The sequence below is a fragment of the Paenibacillus baekrokdamisoli genome (assembly GCF_003945345.1).
Taxonomy (GTDB): Bacteria; Bacillota; Bacilli; order Paenibacillales; family Paenibacillaceae; genus Paenibacillus_Z; species Paenibacillus_Z baekrokdamisoli.
On record NZ_AP019308.1, the window covers coordinates 4,742,255 to 4,759,006 of the forward strand.

The window sequence follows — 16,752 nt, forward strand, 5'->3', positions numbered from 1 at the left end:
GGCTTAGCGGCTTTGTTTCCGTCCATGTATACTACTATTAATGAGTTTCGTGTTCGGAATACTACGCCACTAGGGGAAATGACAATGAAAGTTAGTATATTCGATGTTGCAAAGAAAGCGGGACTGTCCGTTGTGACAGTCTCCCGCGTCTTAAACGGGGCGGAGTCGGTACGCGAGAAGAACCGACAAAAAGTACTTGATGTCATTAAAGAGCTTCATTATCGGCCTAATGCTGCAGCTCAAAGTCTCGCTAGCGGTAAGACCGGCATCATCGGATTAATTATGACGACACTGCAGGATTCGTTTTTTGATGCGGTTGTTAAGGAAGTTAATGATATTTTGGAGCAGCACGGTTATTTCCTCGCTGTCTCGGTGTCACAGGGCATTCAATCGGAAGAAAGTCATTATTTGATTCAAGAAGATCGTGTGGATGGGCTCATCCTGCTCTCCCCTATAGAAGAAGATAATTATATTGTTGAAATGAAGCGACGTAAAATCCCTTATGTTCTCATTGATAATCAGAAGTCTGACAATGACACCTACTCAATTACAATTGATAATTACCAAGGCGGTTATACGGCTGCTCGCCACCTCCTTGATCTGGGCCACACCTCGATTGCTCATTTAAGTGGAAATGAGATGTTCCGTGCAACGAGTGATCGAAGAAATGGTTTCCTGCAAGCATTACAAGAAGTGAAGCTTGAACCTTTCGAAATATTGCTCGGTGATTATGATATCGAGTTCGGTTACCAATCGGCCAAAAGATGGGTGAGTGAAGGCACCCTGCCTTCCGCTGTATTCGCTGGCGATGACTTTATCGCGATTGGCGTCATTAATGCCTTGATGGAGGCCGGCATCCGGGTTCCGGAGCAGGTATCGGTGATTGGCTACGATGATCAGGATATCGCTTCGAAGCTGCGTCCCTATTTGACAACCATTCGTCAGCCTGGGGATCGGATCGGAGTGGCCGCTACTGATATGCTGCTGAAGCGTATTGCCGGCACGATGAAGCGCAGCTCCAACCTCCAGCTAGCGCCTGAGCTTATTGTTCGAGATTCAACCGCTAGGAAGCTGTAAAAGGAATAGCAATCACAGAAAACTTAAGCTTATGCTTCCGATGCGAGTTTTCTGTTCGCAGGATGTCTTCGGGTATGTATCACAGAAAACTTAAGCTTATGCTTCCGATGCGAGTTTTCTGTTCGCAGGATGTCTTCGGGTAAGTATCACAGAAAACTTTTAGGAGTGACCAATTTGACCTACTACTTAGGGATTGACGGAGGCGGGAGTAAGACGCATGCGTTGGTGACAGATGAACACGGGAATGTGCTCGGCAAGGGAAAGAGCGGTAATGGGAACCACCAGATCGATGCTGCTCTGGCAGCAAGTAATCTGACAGCCGCCGCTTTGGAAGCACTGACTCAAGCAAATCTACACCAAGGAGATATCTCCCATGCCTACTTTGGCTTGGCTGGCGCGGATCGCGAGGTTGATTATCGCATCCTGCACCCCATCATCCAGGCGATGGGCTTCGAGCAATATACGATAAATTGCGATACCATGATTGGTCTTCGCGCAGGAACTACCCTCCCTTACGGCATTGCCGTTATATGCGGTACCGGTACGAACTGTACCGGCAGGAATCCGAGCGGTGAATACTATCAATGCGGCGGATTTAGCTATATGTACGGTGATTTCGGTGGCGGCGGCGCACTCAACATTGAAGTATTCCGCTCCGTTATTCGCGCTTGGGATGGGCGGGAGGAACCAACCCTCCTGACCCCATTGCTGCTTCGTCTACTCGGCTATTCGACTGTCGAGCTCATGTACAACGATTATCTCGACCATGAGCGACAGGTTCCACTCGAAGTGGTCAAGCTGCTCTTCGAAGCCGCAGAGGCAGGCGACCGCGTTGCACTGGATATTTTGCATAAGCAGGGCGTTGAACTTAGCAAGTCAGTTGTAGCAGTAACTCGCAAACTGGGGCTTGGGGACACCGAATTTGATGTCGTCCTTGCGGGCAGCTTGTTAACCAAAGGCGATAAAGGCTGGATTCGCAGTCCCATTGAAGAAGCTCTTCGCCAGGCTGCACCACTCGCTTCTCTAGTTACTTTAAAGAATGATCCCGTTATTGGTGCCGTCTGGTCCGCCATGGAGGCCGATGGCCTTACTGTATCCACAGCTGTCTCAGATAGGATGCAGGCTTTGGAAGCATTCGATCATATTCTCATTTAATCTATTGTCTAATCTAACGTTAGGAAGTGACAAATCGTGCCAAACAATAAAGGACTTAAAATTGTCGTTATCGGGGGCGGGTCTTCGTATACCCCAGAGCTAGTCGAAGGTTTCATTCGATTTCACGCGGAGCTGCCGATTCGGGAGCTGTGGTTAGTCGATATTGAAGCAGGTCTGCACAAATTGAATACGGTTGGTAATCTGGCAAAAAGAATGGTGGAGCGCTCCGGTCTTTCCATCGATGTATACCTCACGACTGATCGCCGAAAAGCAATCGAAGGTGCTGATTTCATCAGTACACAAATGCGTGTAGGCATGCTTGAAGCACGCGGCCGTGACGAAACCATCCCGCTCAAGTACGGCGTGATCGGCCAAGAAACAACAGGTCCTGGCGGCATGATGAAGGCCCTGCGGACAATTCCCGTTCTGCTCGACATCTGCCGTGATATTGAAGAGCTTGCTCCTGAGGCATGGCTGCTTAACTTCACCAACCCAGCTGGTATGGTGACGGAAGCTATTTTGAAATACACCAATGTCCGGAGTATTGGTCTTTGCAATGCTCCGATCGGATTTATCAAACAAATCAGCAAGCAATATGAGGTGGAGCCTGACCGTATTTATGCTGAATTCGTCGGACTTAATCATCTGCACTGGATTACGAGAGTCGATGTGAATGGTGAGGATAAACTACCCGAGCAGCTTAGCGATAAGGATGGCTTCACCGCATCCAACGTACCTCAGCAGGCATGGGACCCTCGCTTTCTCCGTTCGCTTGGCGGCGTACCTTCCTACTACCTGAAGTACTTCTACATGACCGATGCTATGCTCGCGGATCAGCAGCAATCCCTGCTTCGTGATGGCAATCGTGCCGTAGTCGTTAAGCAAGTCGAGGATGAGCTATTCAAGCTCTATGAAGATCCTGACCTTAACGAGAAGCCCAAGCAGCTGGAGAAACGCGGCGGCGCCTTCTACTCCGAGGCAGCGGTCAATCTCATGAAGTCGCTCTATAACGGAACGAATGACATTCAAACCCTTAATGTAGCTAATCGAGGTATTATCGATTTTCTGCCGGACAATGCCTGTATCGAAGTGAACTGCGTAGTCACTAAGAACGGCCCGCTCCCGCTCCCGTTAACTAAGGTCCCTACCCAAGTAAAGGGTCTCATTCATGCTGTTAAAACCTATGAACAATTAGCGATAGAAGCAGCAGTAACCGGTAATCGCGACCTTGCGCTCCAAGCCATGACACACCATCCACTAGTACCTTCGGTCCACGTAGCCTCACAGCTGCTCGACGAAATGCTTGAAGCCAACCGCGCTTATCTACCGCTTTTCTTTCAAGACTAAAGAAGAAACGGTTAACGCAGTAGCTAGCTGAAACAAGTTTCTTCCCTCTGAAATATAAGCAAAGGTTGGAGAAGATTTATACTTTCATAAATTAAATAAAAGCTTGGTTCCCGTTCAATGAACGTGGGAACCAAGCTTTTTTCTTTTATTCATAAGAAGATAGCTGACTCATGTTGATAGCCGTTACTTGATCATCTTTTATAACAAACTCAAGCACCCATTTATTCTTCTTATCGATATAGCCACGGAACGAGGAACGGTCTTGCTCTCGCGTATAATAGGCATCTCCATATTTAGTGGTGACATCCGCTAAGGAATCGCCAACCTTCACCTCTTTGGCCGTTCTAACTTTCGGGCTTAAGGAATAGCCAATGATCGTATTATCCCTTGATGTGTATTGATAATCATCATACATAATAAGAAAATCCATGTTGCCCTCATTCAGCGTTCGCTGAGGCTTCCCAAGCTGTTCTACCAGACTCTTCTCAGTAATGCCTAGAGAAACAGCCCCACCCTTTTCCTGACTCAAATCCGTACTAGCAACTGTATCCACGAACGAAAGCGGTGTCTGCGATTTGGAACCACATGCCACAAGCAATAGAAAAGTTAGCCCTATAAGTGCAATTGAACCTATTCTCACGCTGGTACTCCCTCTACTCTACATCATATTATCACTCTTCTAACAATAACATGACGTCACCTACCAGAACAAATCTTCCCGCATAAAAAAGCAGTATGACTAACCTACTGGTCAGCCATACTGCTTCCTAATTAAGCTGTTCACTTGTAATCGATCCATTAAAACGAAACATTGGTTTGTTGCTTTTGCGTCCCATCCGGTTCATATTCATAGGCAATAATGACGATTTTATCCGACGTTTGCTGCTGCAATTGATGCTCAAAGTGTTGTAATTGTGTTAATAATTCCCGGTCAAGCTCTGCTGGCTTATAATTCATGGGTGACACCGTCCTTTAGATCCATTACTCATAGTGTGTACACTTCGAGTATGATCTATACCATCCGACTGGTCCTATCTATCTACGATTCAAGGTGCTTCATACGGATTACCATCTCTTGCTGCTATCTGTATCACGTCGATCTGTTCCGCCGCTGAGTGCACGAATTCGTTCACAAGTTTCTTTATACGTACGGACCAGCTCCTGGACGTTCTTAAAATCGGTGTCCCCAGGACCGTATCCATCCATAAACATCCGATGAAGAATGTCTTGGAAGAAATCAATTCGCTGCTGTAACTGATCAATCTCCAAGTTCAAAATATCCTCGAAGCTATGGCTTTCAACGAAATCCGTGATTTCATCCGAAGGCTGATGATCGGAAACCTTTCTAGTCCCAATATCCTGTGCAGGCTGCAAATCAATGGAAGTCCGTAAGGAGGAAAAAAGAATATTTTCTCTGGCGAGCATAACCTGATAATCTTTATTCTTGAACAATTCTGCAACAACGAGACTGCACATCTCTTTATTTTGAAGGAGGATTCCATCGAAAGGATGAAGGGTCCAAACCCCTTGGCTTAAGAACAAATTGAATGCAAACATGGCACTTCCATACTTGTATTGAATATTAATTTTGGAATCATCCACGATTTCAAATGAAAACTCCAACATGCGTATTGGGCCCCTTTTCCATAATCTCCTTCTTATTCTACCAAATCGAGAATGACAAGAATAGATTTTTTTCAACAAAAAAACCCCGGAAATCGGGGTTTAGTGTTTGTACATCCAATCACCATCAATCATTTAGTTCTGCGATTGATTCCGCTCTTTCACTACTGGCTACCACCGTCAGCACAATAATAAGACATCCCATAATCACAGGAAGAATCATTGGCTACCCTCTCTTTGGTGATGAATACTTTACTACACTTTATGTGAGAGGGCGGGCAGATATGAGTAACTGAGCTGACTGATTATTTTAAAATATCGCTCATTTCGCTCGCTATCGACGCTTCTTTAATGGCCGGTGTCGCTTTAGCGCCTTCGTTCAGTCCAAGACGATTGCTCATTTGAGTATTAATTGCTGTCATTTTCGTCGTGTAATCCGAACAACTCTCAATGATTTTACGGTTCGATTGCTCAGAAGAATCAATCGCTGCCATCAAATCAGCAATCGCGGTGTTAACGGATTCCAGCGACATCGCAGGCTTGGACAGTAATTCATTCGTTTTCTCCGTTGTCGTCCGCAGCAAACGAGCATTTTCCTTGAATTGATTTTCAATCGTTTGGTTCGTTGCATCGACCGCAGAGATGACCTTTTCCTGATCATTCAATGCCAAGGCAATCATCGCAGAAACTGTAATAAGATTGGCAGTTTTGTCGACAGCATTGTTAACGGAGTCAATTAATTTATCATTATTGTCATTAATGATGTCTGTTGCAGCAATCGCTTGGTTATACAGCATGATCATTTCCGTCATCGATTGGATTCGGGTAACGACCTTTCTCAACCCACGCTCCAGATAAGCTTTGCGTGTTTCATTCTCAGGCTTGGCAATCTCCACCTCAAAGAGCTCCTTGAGCTTGTCACCCAGTGCGATCTTCGTTTGCAGCGTGTAGATTTCTTCCACTGAGGAGCGCTTCAGCTGCCTCATATTAACGATATTCTCTTCCAATGCATCTTTCCCGTCCCTTAAGCCAGTGATGATGGAATCAACGTTCGTACGGACGGATTGATACTTGTACACATAATTTTTGAGTGGACTTTTACGCAGCATCTTGCCCAAGAAACCGACGTTCTTGCTCTGCTGGAGACTCTCGCACTCATCTCGAAGCTTCAGAATCATGTTGGAGACCTCAGCGCGATTCCCTGTCATCAGATCATTGACGGGACGATCGAGCATCTTAAGCGTCTGCCCGGCTTTCTCCTGCGTCTTCATGCCAAGCTTGCCAATCTCATCCATCAGCGGATCCAGCGTCATTGTATCGGTTTGAGCTACCTTCTGAATGAGTTGAGAAGCTTCCTCGACGACCTTCTGTTCATCTTCTTTCTTCAATTGCACCAATTGAACCGCCATATCGATTCCTCCTAAAGTTTCTAATATTCGGAACTGCTATATCGCTGATGGATAAGTTCAGCCTTAGTTTGAAGCTCGAGCAAATCCTTATGTTCAATTGTGGATACTATATCTGAAATCTTACCGTCAACTTCCTTCAGACCGTTCAACAACGTTCTTCGGTTCTTGGTCTTCGCCTCACCACTTAGCCGCAGAAAGGGATTAATAAATCCATTCAAATCCTTCAAAATCAATCTTCGGACCGTATGGTTCACATCGCCATTATTTAGTTCCTGAAGCGGCGGGATTACACGCTGCAGACGAGAGAAAAGCGCTAAGGATTTCTCAACAATTTCATTATCTAACGTATTCTGCTGCCCTTCAGAAATCATCATATCCTCGAGGACATTCAAATACTCAACAACCGGCGCAAATTCTGCATTAATCACAGATGGACGGCTAGAAGCTTGACTAGCTGCACCTGCGTGCTCACCTTTCTCGGAAAGCGCAGATGCGCTAACAGAGTCTTGGTCAACAGGAGGTCGGAATTCCTTTGCTGGTATGGGAGTCGTGTCCATTGGAGGATTGGAGGTTGCTGAATGCTCGTCCAATTCGGCTTTCTTCTTCGCTGGAAGAAAGCTTCCAATGGCCGCACCAACGACAGGTATGACTAACGAGACAAGCTCAGGCACCAACGGACTGGTTATGACTGCAATTAAGTAACCGATAGAAGCAGCTACAATCATCTTCGTTCGAAAAATCACTATTGCACCTCCTACAAGTTTTTGCGCGGTTCTACCCGAAGGTAACGGAATTCGTTACCTTCAAGCAAAAACTACTTCGAAAGCATATGCTAAGTTTTTGCGCGGTTCTACCCGAAGGTAACGGAATTCGTTACCGTGACAAATCCCTTATGCTTCAGCATTTTTATAAGGACTTACTAGTATTGTAGAAATTCAAACGCACCATGTCAAACCCCTACAGCTAGGAGAAAAAGAGGGTCACAATGAATGGAGCGATACATGTTTGGAGACATCGCATATTCAGGAATGTGGGATATGCCGCCCTGCCCTTCCCTTACAGTACATTAGACATTTCATTACCATCATACCATAAGCCGCAATAACAAATTCAAAGCCAGATAGAGGCTCAACACCAAAACTAGTGGCTGACGACGAAGGTAATCAGATGCTGAGCGGACAGGAGAGCTCTTATTTCAGTCCAATCGCTGCATGTAGGGGGATTAAAGGACAGAGAAGACGCTATTCTCCAGCAAATCATCTGAAATCAACTGCATTTTAGTTGATAGCGGATCCTGTGTCCGCTGAACTTGTTTGGAGTCGTGTTCGATCTGAATAGCGGTTCTATAGTCCGCTCAGCCCAAAATCGAGAGAATGAAATGGAGGTCTTCCAGTTATTTCTTATTGAACGCCTGAATTGCTGTGTAGAATCACCTATCGGCGAATAAAGAGCGGCTTAGGCTCGAAACGGGTCCGTTACACAATAGTCAACCACCGATTATGAGATTGAGTCAGATAAGAACTGAAGAGTAATTATTAAAGTCATGACAAAAGCATTAGAATGATCTACCGTCCAAATGCGTATCGTCCAAATGCGCGCGGGGGCTTGTTACAACCATTTACATATAGAGGAAGTTAAATTAGTATTCCTTATATAGCTTGTTTTGTATGGCGAGGAGGTTACAAGGTGCATACCGAATTTCAAATTCGAAGCTTCATAGGAAGCTGGGATAGCGATTGGCAGGACCCTGGCTTCCATAGTCAACAAACGTTGGAGATCAGTATCTTATTGGAAGGTCGCGGCCTATTCGAATGGAACGATGGGAAACATATGTTGGAAGCTGGCCATATCGTGATCGTTCCTGATTCTATCTCACATCGATTCGAAGGATTTGGCAAAAGCAGGTATGCCCTCCTGCATCTTGCGGGAATTCCTCCTCGAATAGCAGAGCTGCTGCAAAAGCTTGTAAGCAAGGATAAACCCGTTGTTTTCTCGTTATCCCGTCTTGATAAAGATCGCTTTGAGCGACTATTCCGCGAGTGGCTAAGAATTCATTCCTCCCATTTAAAAGAGAAGCTGCTCAGTGATATCGCTTGGACAGAAGTGATCCTTCTGTTCCTTTTGGAACATTCACGGAAAGACCAACGAGCGCTTACCATAACGAACGCTGCGGATTATATTCGCGAGAATTTACAGCATGGCGTGCAAATTTCGGAGATGGCAGCATTAGCTGGCTTGTCGGAAGCTGGATTTCGCCGGTTGTTCGAACAAATCTATCATATGAGCCCCAAGCACTACCAACAGCAATGTCGCATGACCGAGGCCAAATGGTTGCTTAGCTCTGAAGACAAAGACATCAAAGAAATCGCCAGTCAAATCGGATTTATCAGGCTGCACTCTTTTTCCCAATGGTTTAAACAGATCGAAGGTATCTCACCCTCCGAGTGGCGAAAAAGGCAACAGCACGGTTGATTTCCCATTCCAATGGTTCTGTAGCGTTTCGCGTAAATTATGATCTGATTTCAATAACTACAATCTCTTCCGAATGTATTATTCTTCTATTGTAGTTGGAATGGATAATAATTTGTTTCGCAATTCGAGAGAGGAGTTTGACAATGGCAGTTAGAATTGGATTTATTGGCGTGGGTGGCATGGCAGAGCATCATATCCAAACGTTACAAAGAATAGAGCACGCTGAAATCACCGCAGTATTCGATCTTAATCAAACCAGATCCAAAGAAATCGCGGAGACCTATGGTGCCAAGTCCTATGAAAGCAGTGATCAACTGATCGCCTCTGGTGAGATAGATGCCTTGTTTATCTGTACACCCCCTTTTGCCCGATCGGGGATCGAAGAAGCTGCGGCGCATCACGGGATTCATCTATTGGCGGAGAAGCCGGTTGGTTTACATATCGACGAGGTTCGGCGTAAGGAGCGTATTATTCTCGAATCGGGCATTATTCACTCCTCTGGCTACTGTTTGCGTTACTTGGATATCGTTGCTAAGGCGAAAGCCTATCTGGCCGATAAACAAATAGATCTGGTCCTCGCTTATCGTTTAGGAGATATGCCTGGCATGAGATGGTGGACGATCATGGAACAATCAGGTGGTCAATTGGTTGAACAGTCTACACATCAGCTTGATTTGATCCGCTATATTGCAGGAGAATTCAAGGAAGTTAGCGCCATCCATGAACAAAGATATATCCATAACATCGATCCCAATGCGACAGCTTATGATGTTGGAACGGTTTCTTTCGTTCTGGAGTCGGGAGCTATCGGCAATATTACGAGCAGTTGTCTGGCGAAATATGTGGGTCGCAGCGGGGTCGAGTTTTATGGACATGACTTCTATCTCTCAATCGACGGCGCGGTACTACGCATCAAGGATGATCATCAAGATGTGACCGAAACCTCGGAAGTTGATTTTTATTATGAGCAAAATAAGGCGTTTGTCGAAGCTATCCGAACCAACCAACCTAACCTTGTTCTATGCGACTACTCCGATGCCGCTGACACCTTGGCTGTCACCTTGGCAGCTAACGATTCTGCTGCGTCTGGAAAGCCGATTGTACCAGGAAGGGGAATTCCGTTTGTTAAAAGCAATTAATCAGTGGTGTTTCACGGCGGATACACCGCTGGAGCAAGTAATGGCCATAAGCAGCGAAGCTGGTTATGATGCTGTAGAGCTTAATTTGTATGCATCCGGGGGCATTGGTCTAACGATGGATACAACAGCGGCTGAGGCTGAGAAAATTGGTAATCTTGCACGCAGCTGCGGACTTCAGCTGCGCAGTCTATCAACTGGCTTGCTCTGGCAGCATTCTCTGTCCTCAGCGGACGCCTCAGTCCGCGCAGAAGGCCGTCGCGTTGTTACCAAGCAGTTGGAGTTAGCCGAGCTTCTTGGCATTGATACCGTATTGGTCGTACCGGGGTCAGTGAATCCGGAAACTTCGTATGATCAGTGCTATGAGCGCAGTCAACAAGAACTGAAGCAGTTGTCGGCAGAAGCTGAGAAACGGCAAACGCGTATCGGTGTTGAGAACGTATGGAACAAGTTCCTTCTGTCCCCTTTGGAAATGGCTAGATATGTGGATGAAATCGACTCCCCTTTTGTTGGGGTCTACTTTGATGTGGGTAACATCTTGCTGTATGGATATCCCGAGCAATGGATTCGAATATTGGGTTCGCGAATTTTCAAAATCCATGTTAAAGACTTCCTAACCGGTGTCGGCAATGGCAATGGATTCGTCTCTTTGCTTGCCGGAGACGTCAACTGGAAAGCTGTCCGTCAGGCCTTACAGGATATTAACTATACGGATACACTTACCGCCGAGTTAGGCATTTATGCGACTGATCCACACCAATTGGTCTATGACACATCCCGCCATCTTGATATTATTCTAGGTGGCAAAGCACAATAGTTTCGACCTTACTTATAAAGCGCAAAGACCCTTATCCATAAGAGACCACTGAAAAACTTTCGTTCTTTCGTGGCCTAATTAGGATTAGGGTCTTTGTTTTCATTTCTCGTGCAATCTTACACCGGACTGACGGTTTCAGCTGTTTTCATTCGCATAGGCTGCTCGATGTGGCTTGCCAATATCCCATATTCGGGAGTCTGCGGATCCACCTTGCCACCCAGCGCGAGCTTAACGGCCAGATAAGGGAAGTTCACACCAGACAGACACGAGACATGCAGGCCTCCAGACATCCGCGGATTAATTTCGAGAAGCTTCGGTGTATCCCCGTTATACTTCACCTGAACATTGAAGTTATAAGGGATTTTGTAAGTCTGCGCGACTCGCTTAGCGATCTCCAGGAGCTCTGGCTTGTCATCGAGCAGACGAAGACGTCCCCCCGCTTTCCTCCTTGGTACCGCAGCGAGCAAATGACCCTCCGAGTCGGACAAACAGTCAATGCTGTACTCAAAGCCTTCAAGCAGCTCCATAACCATCAAATCCGGGAAACTCTCTTTACTAGAAAGCACCTGGTACGCTTCGTCAAAGGAAATCCATTTGGTTACATGACCAAATAGCTCTTCAAGCGGATCACGATCATTATCAATGATTCGGAAGCCAAGGCCCCCCTCCGAATTAGTCGGCTTGAAGCAGACGCGAAGTCCTTGAGCCGCCAAATCCTCATAAGCCTTCTTAAAGTCCACGGCATTGTTCACGACCTGATAGGCCGGTATCGTCATAATACCCGTCTCTGCAACCGACTCATAGAATTTATCTTTCTGCATCAGCTTCTCTAGCAGCTCGGTATCCCGGCAAACAATAACCTTCGTCCCGATTTCATCGAATAAATGAACATGCTTCGAGATATGAAGCATACGAAGGCGTGGAATAAAGACATCAATCTGATGACGACGGCAGAAATCCACGCAGAACTTCACGTACTCAAGTCCTTGAAGCGCCGGCTCAACTTCGGCATGGTCACAGCCTTGCAGAGACATATGACGTGGATCCGGATGTGTAGCATAAATCTCAAATTCGATCCCATCTTCATTATTACGGATCGCATTCATATAATGATAGGCAACTGAGAACCAGCGATTAAAGTAAATCTTCATCTTCTTCATGTGGATACTTCCTCCATCGCTCTATTCTCTCTATATACCGCATGCACATAATTCAAAATCTCATCTGCCGCAAACACACCGGAATGCTTCGTAAACCGGTAATTCATGCTCGCTGGATTACGCTGCTGCTCGTTATACAGCTCCCCGTGGCGAGGAGCTATCGCATAATCCGCACAGTCAAGCAGACATTTATCCAGAATTGAATCCCCGGAAGCAATCAACGGCTCCCCCACATGCATCTGACGAATATGCTGGATTGCATCCCTCTTATTTACAACAGACGGCACCAAGTATATTTTCCTGCCCTGTATGGATACTTCCCAGCCTAATGCTCTAACTTGCTCCGCCTTCTCCATAACCGCCTCAAGCGGCATCCGATCACGCTGAATGACAAAGGCGTAAAACAGCTCATCACAGAACCGCTCACCAACCACCCATTCCTCATTCATGATTGGCTCAAAATATTGTCTTGCTTCCTCCGCAGATACCGCGCTTTGCTGTACCTTCTTCCGGATACTTCGATTCCATACTTCATCGACATTCCCATGGACTAGAATGTTACCGCCATTGCTCGTTATCGCATAAGCGGGATGCAGCGCACCCTGGAATAAGTGAATTCGCATGTATTGCTTGATGGTTCTTGTCGTAACAGGTACGAATATCATATCATTTGAGAGCGTTCTAAGCAGCGTCAGGGCTTCATTAGAGATATAGGACAACACTTTACCCTCGGCCTGCTCAGCTATAACAAGACCTGTTGATTCTGCCGGAACGCCCATAGAGCGTATGGAGTAGATTAAGGTCTGGTCCAAATCACTAGCATAAATCATTCCGTTTCCCCCTTCAGCGGCTTAATGATCCCACAGCAGGAGTATGTCAGGCCTGGAAATACCTCAACAGGAACATCACGATCCTTGGCCAGCAGCAAAATATGCGTTAGATTCGGATTATCTAGACGATCAACGAGTATTTTCCAAGGCACTCTTCGCAGCAGCACCCTTGTAGTTTCACCTACACCCGGCTTCACCAAATTCACATCTGTGATACCAAAGAAGCTCTGGATGGCTTTAATATCCTGCATACCCTTCCAAGTTGCTGGCAGAGGCTGCTGCAGCATGTTATCCGCAATTTGACGCGCCTCTTCTGTAACTGCGAAGTAGCAGGAGGCAATCTGATTGACGAAGAGATTCGATACATCCAGCGGAAGCCATTCCCGGTAGAACTTAGCACCGTGAAAGTCACCCGGGCCAATCAAGTCGTCCCGCAGTACCGTTCTGCTCATCAGGCCCGATACGGTTGAGTTCAGACATGCGCTTGGAATTAAGAAATCCTCGCGGGTTCCATAGGTCTCGCAGCAATAGCCCGGATCAGCCAGTACAGCTAGATCATCATTCAGCCGAATGCCGTATTTAGCTTCAAATTCCTCACAGGCCTCATTAAGAACACCACGGATTGCACCTTTGCCGGTCCAACCGTCCACGAATTGCAGCGGTGCATCGGCTCCATGCTGCTGAAGCATATAGAGAATGGCATTCTCGTCAATGCCTTTCCCACGAATGATCGAGATGCTATAATGCGGCACAGACACCTTATAGGTCAGCTCAATATATCGTTTGATTAAGATTCCGATAGGTGTGCCTGCCCGGGCCAAGGAGACCAACACTACATTAAGGCCTCTTTTACGAACAATCAGCTCTGCTACTACTGCTGCCGCAAGAGCAACTTTACTAGCCGAATATACGAGTGTGTCATGAAATAAGCGAATATAATCGTCGGTCGGCTGATATTCTACGGGGAGCATCTCCGAGTAGTGTATGCCTGACTGAATGGCTTCTTCTCTGTCCTCCGTTGGTCTCTCTAGGGTCACCCCGCTCAGATCCTTCAGCAGGAATTTGACATCTGTCGGTGAATAGCTGCCCATAGGCTCAGGTGGTGCGATCACTTTTCTGCGGATCCGTTCCAGGACGGCATCATTCATACGTTCTGCACCTTCCAATCATGTAGCTTAGCGGTAAAAAAGATCAAATAAACTTGACGAGCGGCCAGCTTCTTGGCAATATGAATCATCGATTCTACACGGCCCGGCGGAACATCCCTCTCGAATAAAATAAAGATATCCTCATACTGATCAGGCTCGACATTATATATAAAATTCCGCGTTCCCGGATCATCGGGAGAGGGATAAGAATAACCCGAATTTATGCCATAATCAGGCTTTTGACTTGGATGGATCGGACTTCTTGTCGTCGATTGATAATAAACACCAACATCCATTTCCGCCGCTATCCGCATCGGAACATACATGAATTCTCCGGTCCCCATAACAAGGGATCTTGAGTTGCTGCTGGAGCGAAGAGATTGCAGCTTCTGCGCAGCCTTTGACACCCCAGCACCAATAGCCTCATTATCTTCTGAGACAATGCCGAACCTGGCCGTAGCCATTAGATACGGGGACGTATTGATTTGACCATTAGAATCTACGGAGCTTACCTTGATGGACGGGAATAGATCATCGTAATGCTGCACCTTCACGGCCGCATCCTCTCGTCCTTCTGGCAGGCTTGTATCTGCTGGTTCCAAATCAGCGGCCCCTTCCACCCTCATGCTGCCCTTTAGTAAACAGAGTGGTTTGATTGTTACACCAAGCTCCGCTTCTAATTCGGCATAGGCTTCCTCGTCCTGCTTCGTGCGCCAGTCTAGTAAAGAAGCCACAACATACAGCTTGCGCGGAAACTTAGCCTGCATATCGCGAATAATGTTAAGCGCGGTCTTGCCCGTCGTCATTTCATCATCGACCAGCACGACCGTCTCTGAGCCTGTGAGTACTTCTGGCTTAGAAGCGTAGCAGCGATGAGAGACTGCGTGGGAATGCTCCTCGTCGAAGTTTATCAACGATTGTAAGTCTGGAATATCTTCTCTTGTCGTATGAATGTAGGACGACTTATCGGCGAATAATTGATACATGCTATGTCCAAGTGCAGTAGCCGTCTCGGCAAAGCCGATAAATTGAAGTGAGTATGGCAGAGACAACTGAGCGTTCAAGATCTGCTTATACGCTTCCTCCGCTAGGTCAGGATTACGCAAGCCTTGAATCGTTTGCTGCAGAAGCTCTTCAATTCTTTCCTGCTCTTCATGTTCCACCATCTCGCGGTAAAGTAAAAGCGCCAGTGAGGCTCCACTTAGTAATGAGGTATACGGATGAACAGGAATATGCTTCCCGAGTACTTTACTTACGAAGAGAAACGATCGTTTCTTATTAATCCGCGCAGCCATTGAGAATAGCGTATCGAGGGGCAAATCAAAAGGATTGTAGGTTGTCGTAACCGTAACTTGAAGACTATCCAGAATAGGATACGTATGTGTGCGCGTGCTCGGGTAACAATCCGATAAAGTGCTGATGTTCATGTAACACCCCATAAATTTTCGATCTAAAAAGGATCCGATTGGCCCAATTCAAATGCGGTTTTATTTCATTCATTTTGTTTGCATACTCACTCTTCATCACACCACGAAAGCCGTCATTGTTGACGATAATGCTCATGGCATCGACATATTCCTCATGCGTTACGGCATATAAAGCCTGAACAGGCTTAATATGAGTTGGATGAATAATCGTTTTCCCAATAATTCCGTTCTCCTTATCTAGGATCACTTCTCTTATTAACCCATCCAACGTATTCGTTATATACTTCGTTCTTAGATCACGCCCAGTCTTCCCCAGCGCCTCCTCAAACGGTGTTAATCGTAGTTGTGGTTTAAGCACTCTCTCCCGGTTGGAGAAATATTCCCATACAGGTCCAGAAATCACATACCCGGAATCGAAGCGCCCAAATATATTAATGATATCTGCCAAACAGTCGCGGATCGGTGCAATATCATAGATCGTGCTGTCTGGGCTGCGGCGCAATCCAAACAAGCTGGAGAAATCTGTTGCCCCGATTCTAACATTCAAAACGTACTCGCGATACGTTTCTAATATTTTCTTAATACTCATGAGTGACTGTACACGGCTTTCTCGATAAATAACAGAAGCACTCTCTAGAATGGGAAGTCCGTACAAAACGGAAGCAGAAGCTGCTTTATGTTTGTTATACAAGGCTATTTCGTGAAAATAAGCCCAACCGTTCTCCTCTGTAAATTTGGGGAGCACGAATCCAGTAACGAAGGATCTTGTTTCTTCCATTTGCGAGATCATCCGCTTAAGCTGCTCCACGGAGCGCACACGAATAAAGAGCAGTGGGATATGATCAAGGGCAAGTTCCCCTGTATGGACAAAATATTCAATCCGATCCAGCTGCTGGATCAGCGTTTCTTCTGCCAGTTCGATCTGAAGATCGCCAACCGCGTCTTCCAAATCAATAACAATGGAGACTAAGCCTTCATGCTTGCGCGTTCGAATATCTTCAGCAATCGTCTCTCTGGTAGCAGGCATGTATAAAGCCGCTCCGATTGCATGTGCAAGCATATCTTTCTCAGTGTGGTTGTCAAAATCGATAGGAGGAGAAAAAAATAATTGTTCTTTTTCTTCATGGGTTAAATAATTAAATTGCTTCAAA

Annotated in this window: 16 protein-coding genes; 6 read left to right on the plus strand and 10 right to left on the minus strand. The window is 46.3% G+C overall.

Annotated features, from left to right (window positions below):
• Positions 1-84: 84 nt before the first annotated feature.
• The 3 genes from EKN16_RS20900 to EKN16_RS20910 all read left to right on the plus strand — a co-directional run bounded on the left by EKN16_RS20900 (position 85) and on the right by EKN16_RS20910 (position 3,579).
• Positions 85-1,077 carry a LacI family DNA-binding transcriptional regulator gene (locus EKN16_RS20900; RefSeq protein ID WP_125661690.1) on the plus strand — a complete coding sequence of 331 codons (993 nt, stop codon included), beginning with the start codon at positions 85-87 and terminating at the stop codon, positions 1,075-1,077.
• Positions 1,078-1,242: 165 nt separating this feature from the next.
• Complete coding sequence (locus EKN16_RS20905) at positions 1,243-2,232, plus strand: N-acetylglucosamine kinase (RefSeq protein ID WP_311545979.1); 990 nt, start codon at positions 1,243-1,245, stop codon at positions 2,230-2,232.
• 36 nt (positions 2,233-2,268) lie between these two features.
• Positions 2,269-3,579, plus strand: a complete 1,311-nt coding sequence (locus EKN16_RS20910) for a 6-phospho-beta-glucosidase (RefSeq protein ID WP_125661696.1) — start codon at positions 2,269-2,271, stop codon at positions 3,577-3,579.
• A gap of 145 nt (positions 3,580-3,724) precedes the next feature.
• Here EKN16_RS20910 and EKN16_RS20915 read toward each other — a convergent pair whose 3' ends face one another.
• The 5 genes from EKN16_RS20915 to EKN16_RS20930 all read right to left on the minus strand — a co-directional run bounded on the left by EKN16_RS20915 (position 3,725) and on the right by EKN16_RS20930 (position 7,354).
• Positions 3,725-4,219, minus strand: a complete 495-nt coding sequence (locus EKN16_RS20915; RefSeq protein ID WP_125661699.1) for a hypothetical protein — start codon at positions 4,217-4,219, stop codon at positions 3,725-3,727.
• Positions 4,220-4,377: 158 nt separating this feature from the next.
• Positions 4,378-4,536: a hypothetical protein gene (locus tag EKN16_RS32380; RefSeq protein WP_164522914.1), complete on the minus strand. Its 159-nt coding sequence runs from the start codon at positions 4,534-4,536 to the stop codon at positions 4,378-4,380.
• 108 nt (positions 4,537-4,644) lie between these two features.
• Positions 4,645-5,205 (minus strand): hypothetical protein, encoded by a 561-nt coding sequence (locus EKN16_RS20920; protein ID WP_125661702.1) that lies wholly within the window; start codon positions 5,203-5,205, stop codon positions 4,645-4,647.
• A gap of 302 nt (positions 5,206-5,507) precedes the next feature.
• Positions 5,508-6,611 carry a toxic anion resistance protein gene (locus EKN16_RS20925; protein WP_125661705.1) on the minus strand — a complete coding sequence of 368 codons (1,104 nt, stop codon included), beginning with the start codon at positions 6,609-6,611 and terminating at the stop codon, positions 5,508-5,510.
• Positions 6,612-6,631: 20 nt separating this feature from the next.
• Positions 6,632-7,354 carry a hypothetical protein gene (locus tag EKN16_RS20930; protein ID WP_408636304.1) on the minus strand — a complete coding sequence of 241 codons (723 nt, stop codon included), beginning with the start codon at positions 7,352-7,354 and terminating at the stop codon, positions 6,632-6,634.
• Positions 7,355-8,297: 943 nt separating this feature from the next.
• On the opposite strand from EKN16_RS20930, the gene EKN16_RS20935 reads away from it, so the two are divergent.
• The 3 genes from EKN16_RS20935 (at position 8,298) to EKN16_RS20945 (ending at position 11,036) form a co-directional block, all read left to right on the plus strand.
• Complete coding sequence (locus EKN16_RS20935) at positions 8,298-9,083, plus strand: helix-turn-helix domain-containing protein (RefSeq protein WP_125661708.1); 786 nt, start codon at positions 8,298-8,300, stop codon at positions 9,081-9,083.
• Positions 9,084-9,226: 143 nt separating this feature from the next.
• Positions 9,227-10,222, plus strand: a complete 996-nt coding sequence (locus EKN16_RS20940) for a Gfo/Idh/MocA family protein (protein ID WP_125661711.1) — start codon at positions 9,227-9,229, stop codon at positions 10,220-10,222.
• Entirely contained in the window at positions 10,206-11,036 is an 831-nt protein-coding gene (locus EKN16_RS20945; protein ID WP_125661714.1) for a sugar phosphate isomerase/epimerase family protein, read from the plus strand. Before EKN16_RS20940 ends, EKN16_RS20945 begins: the two co-directional genes overlap by 17 nt.
• 116 nt (positions 11,037-11,152) lie before the next feature.
• Here EKN16_RS20945 and EKN16_RS20950 read toward each other — a convergent pair whose 3' ends face one another.
• Genes EKN16_RS20950 through EKN16_RS20970 form a run of 5 tightly spaced genes read right to left on the minus strand, consistent with a single transcriptional unit; the run spans position 11,153 to position 16,751 of the window.
• Entirely contained in the window at positions 11,153-12,196 is a 1,044-nt protein-coding gene (locus EKN16_RS20950) for an ATP-grasp domain-containing protein (protein ID WP_125661717.1), read from the minus strand.
• On the minus strand, positions 12,193-13,026 hold the full coding sequence (locus EKN16_RS20955) for an HAD family hydrolase (protein ID WP_125661720.1): 834 nt from the start codon (positions 13,024-13,026) through the stop codon (positions 12,193-12,195). Before EKN16_RS20955 ends, EKN16_RS20950 begins: the two co-directional genes overlap by 4 nt.
• Positions 13,023-14,174 carry a cysteine protease StiP family protein gene (locus EKN16_RS20960; RefSeq protein WP_125661723.1) on the minus strand — a complete coding sequence of 384 codons (1,152 nt, stop codon included), beginning with the start codon at positions 14,172-14,174 and terminating at the stop codon, positions 13,023-13,025. The genes EKN16_RS20955 and EKN16_RS20960 overlap by 4 nt, the downstream gene beginning before the upstream one ends.
• Positions 14,171-15,601 (minus strand): phosphoribosyltransferase family protein, encoded by a 1,431-nt coding sequence (locus EKN16_RS20965; RefSeq protein WP_164522915.1) that lies wholly within the window; start codon positions 15,599-15,601, stop codon positions 14,171-14,173. The genes EKN16_RS20960 and EKN16_RS20965 overlap by 4 nt, the downstream gene beginning before the upstream one ends.
• Entirely contained in the window at positions 15,534-16,751 is a 1,218-nt protein-coding gene (locus EKN16_RS20970; RefSeq protein ID WP_232015897.1) for an HpcH/HpaI aldolase/citrate lyase family protein, read from the minus strand. Before EKN16_RS20970 ends, EKN16_RS20965 begins: the two co-directional genes overlap by 68 nt.
• Between the last annotated feature and the right edge of the window lies 1 nt (position 16,752).

What these genes read in the sequence shown, in the direction of transcription:
- EKN16_RS20950 (WP_125661717.1), bottom strand. Translation starts at nt 12,196, where the DNA reads ATGAAGAAGATGAAGATTTACTTTAATCGCTGGTTCTCAGTTGCCTAT.
- EKN16_RS20925 (WP_125661705.1), bottom strand. Translation starts at nt 6,611, where the DNA reads ATGGCGGTTCAATTGGTGCAATTGAAGAAAGAAGATGAACAGAAGGTC.
- EKN16_RS32380 (WP_164522914.1), bottom strand. Translation starts at nt 4,536, where the DNA reads ATGAATTATAAGCCAGCAGAGCTTGACCGGGAATTATTAACACAATTA.
- EKN16_RS20900 (WP_125661690.1), top strand. Translation starts at nt 85, where the DNA reads ATGAAAGTTAGTATATTCGATGTTGCAAAGAAAGCGGGACTGTCCGTT.
- EKN16_RS20960 (WP_125661723.1), bottom strand. Translation starts at nt 14,174, where the DNA reads ATGAATGATGCCGTCCTGGAACGGATCCGCAGAAAAGTGATCGCACCA.
- EKN16_RS20965 (WP_164522915.1), bottom strand. Translation starts at nt 15,601, where the DNA reads ATGAACATCAGCACTTTATCGGATTGTTACCCGAGCACGCGCACACAT.
- EKN16_RS20920 (WP_125661702.1), bottom strand. Translation starts at nt 5,205, where the DNA reads ATGTTGGAGTTTTCATTTGAAATCGTGGATGATTCCAAAATTAATATT.
- EKN16_RS20955 (WP_125661720.1), bottom strand. Translation starts at nt 13,026, where the DNA reads ATGATTTATGCTAGTGATTTGGACCAGACCTTAATCTACTCCATACGC.
- EKN16_RS20940 (WP_125661711.1), top strand. Translation starts at nt 9,227, where the DNA reads ATGGCAGTTAGAATTGGATTTATTGGCGTGGGTGGCATGGCAGAGCAT.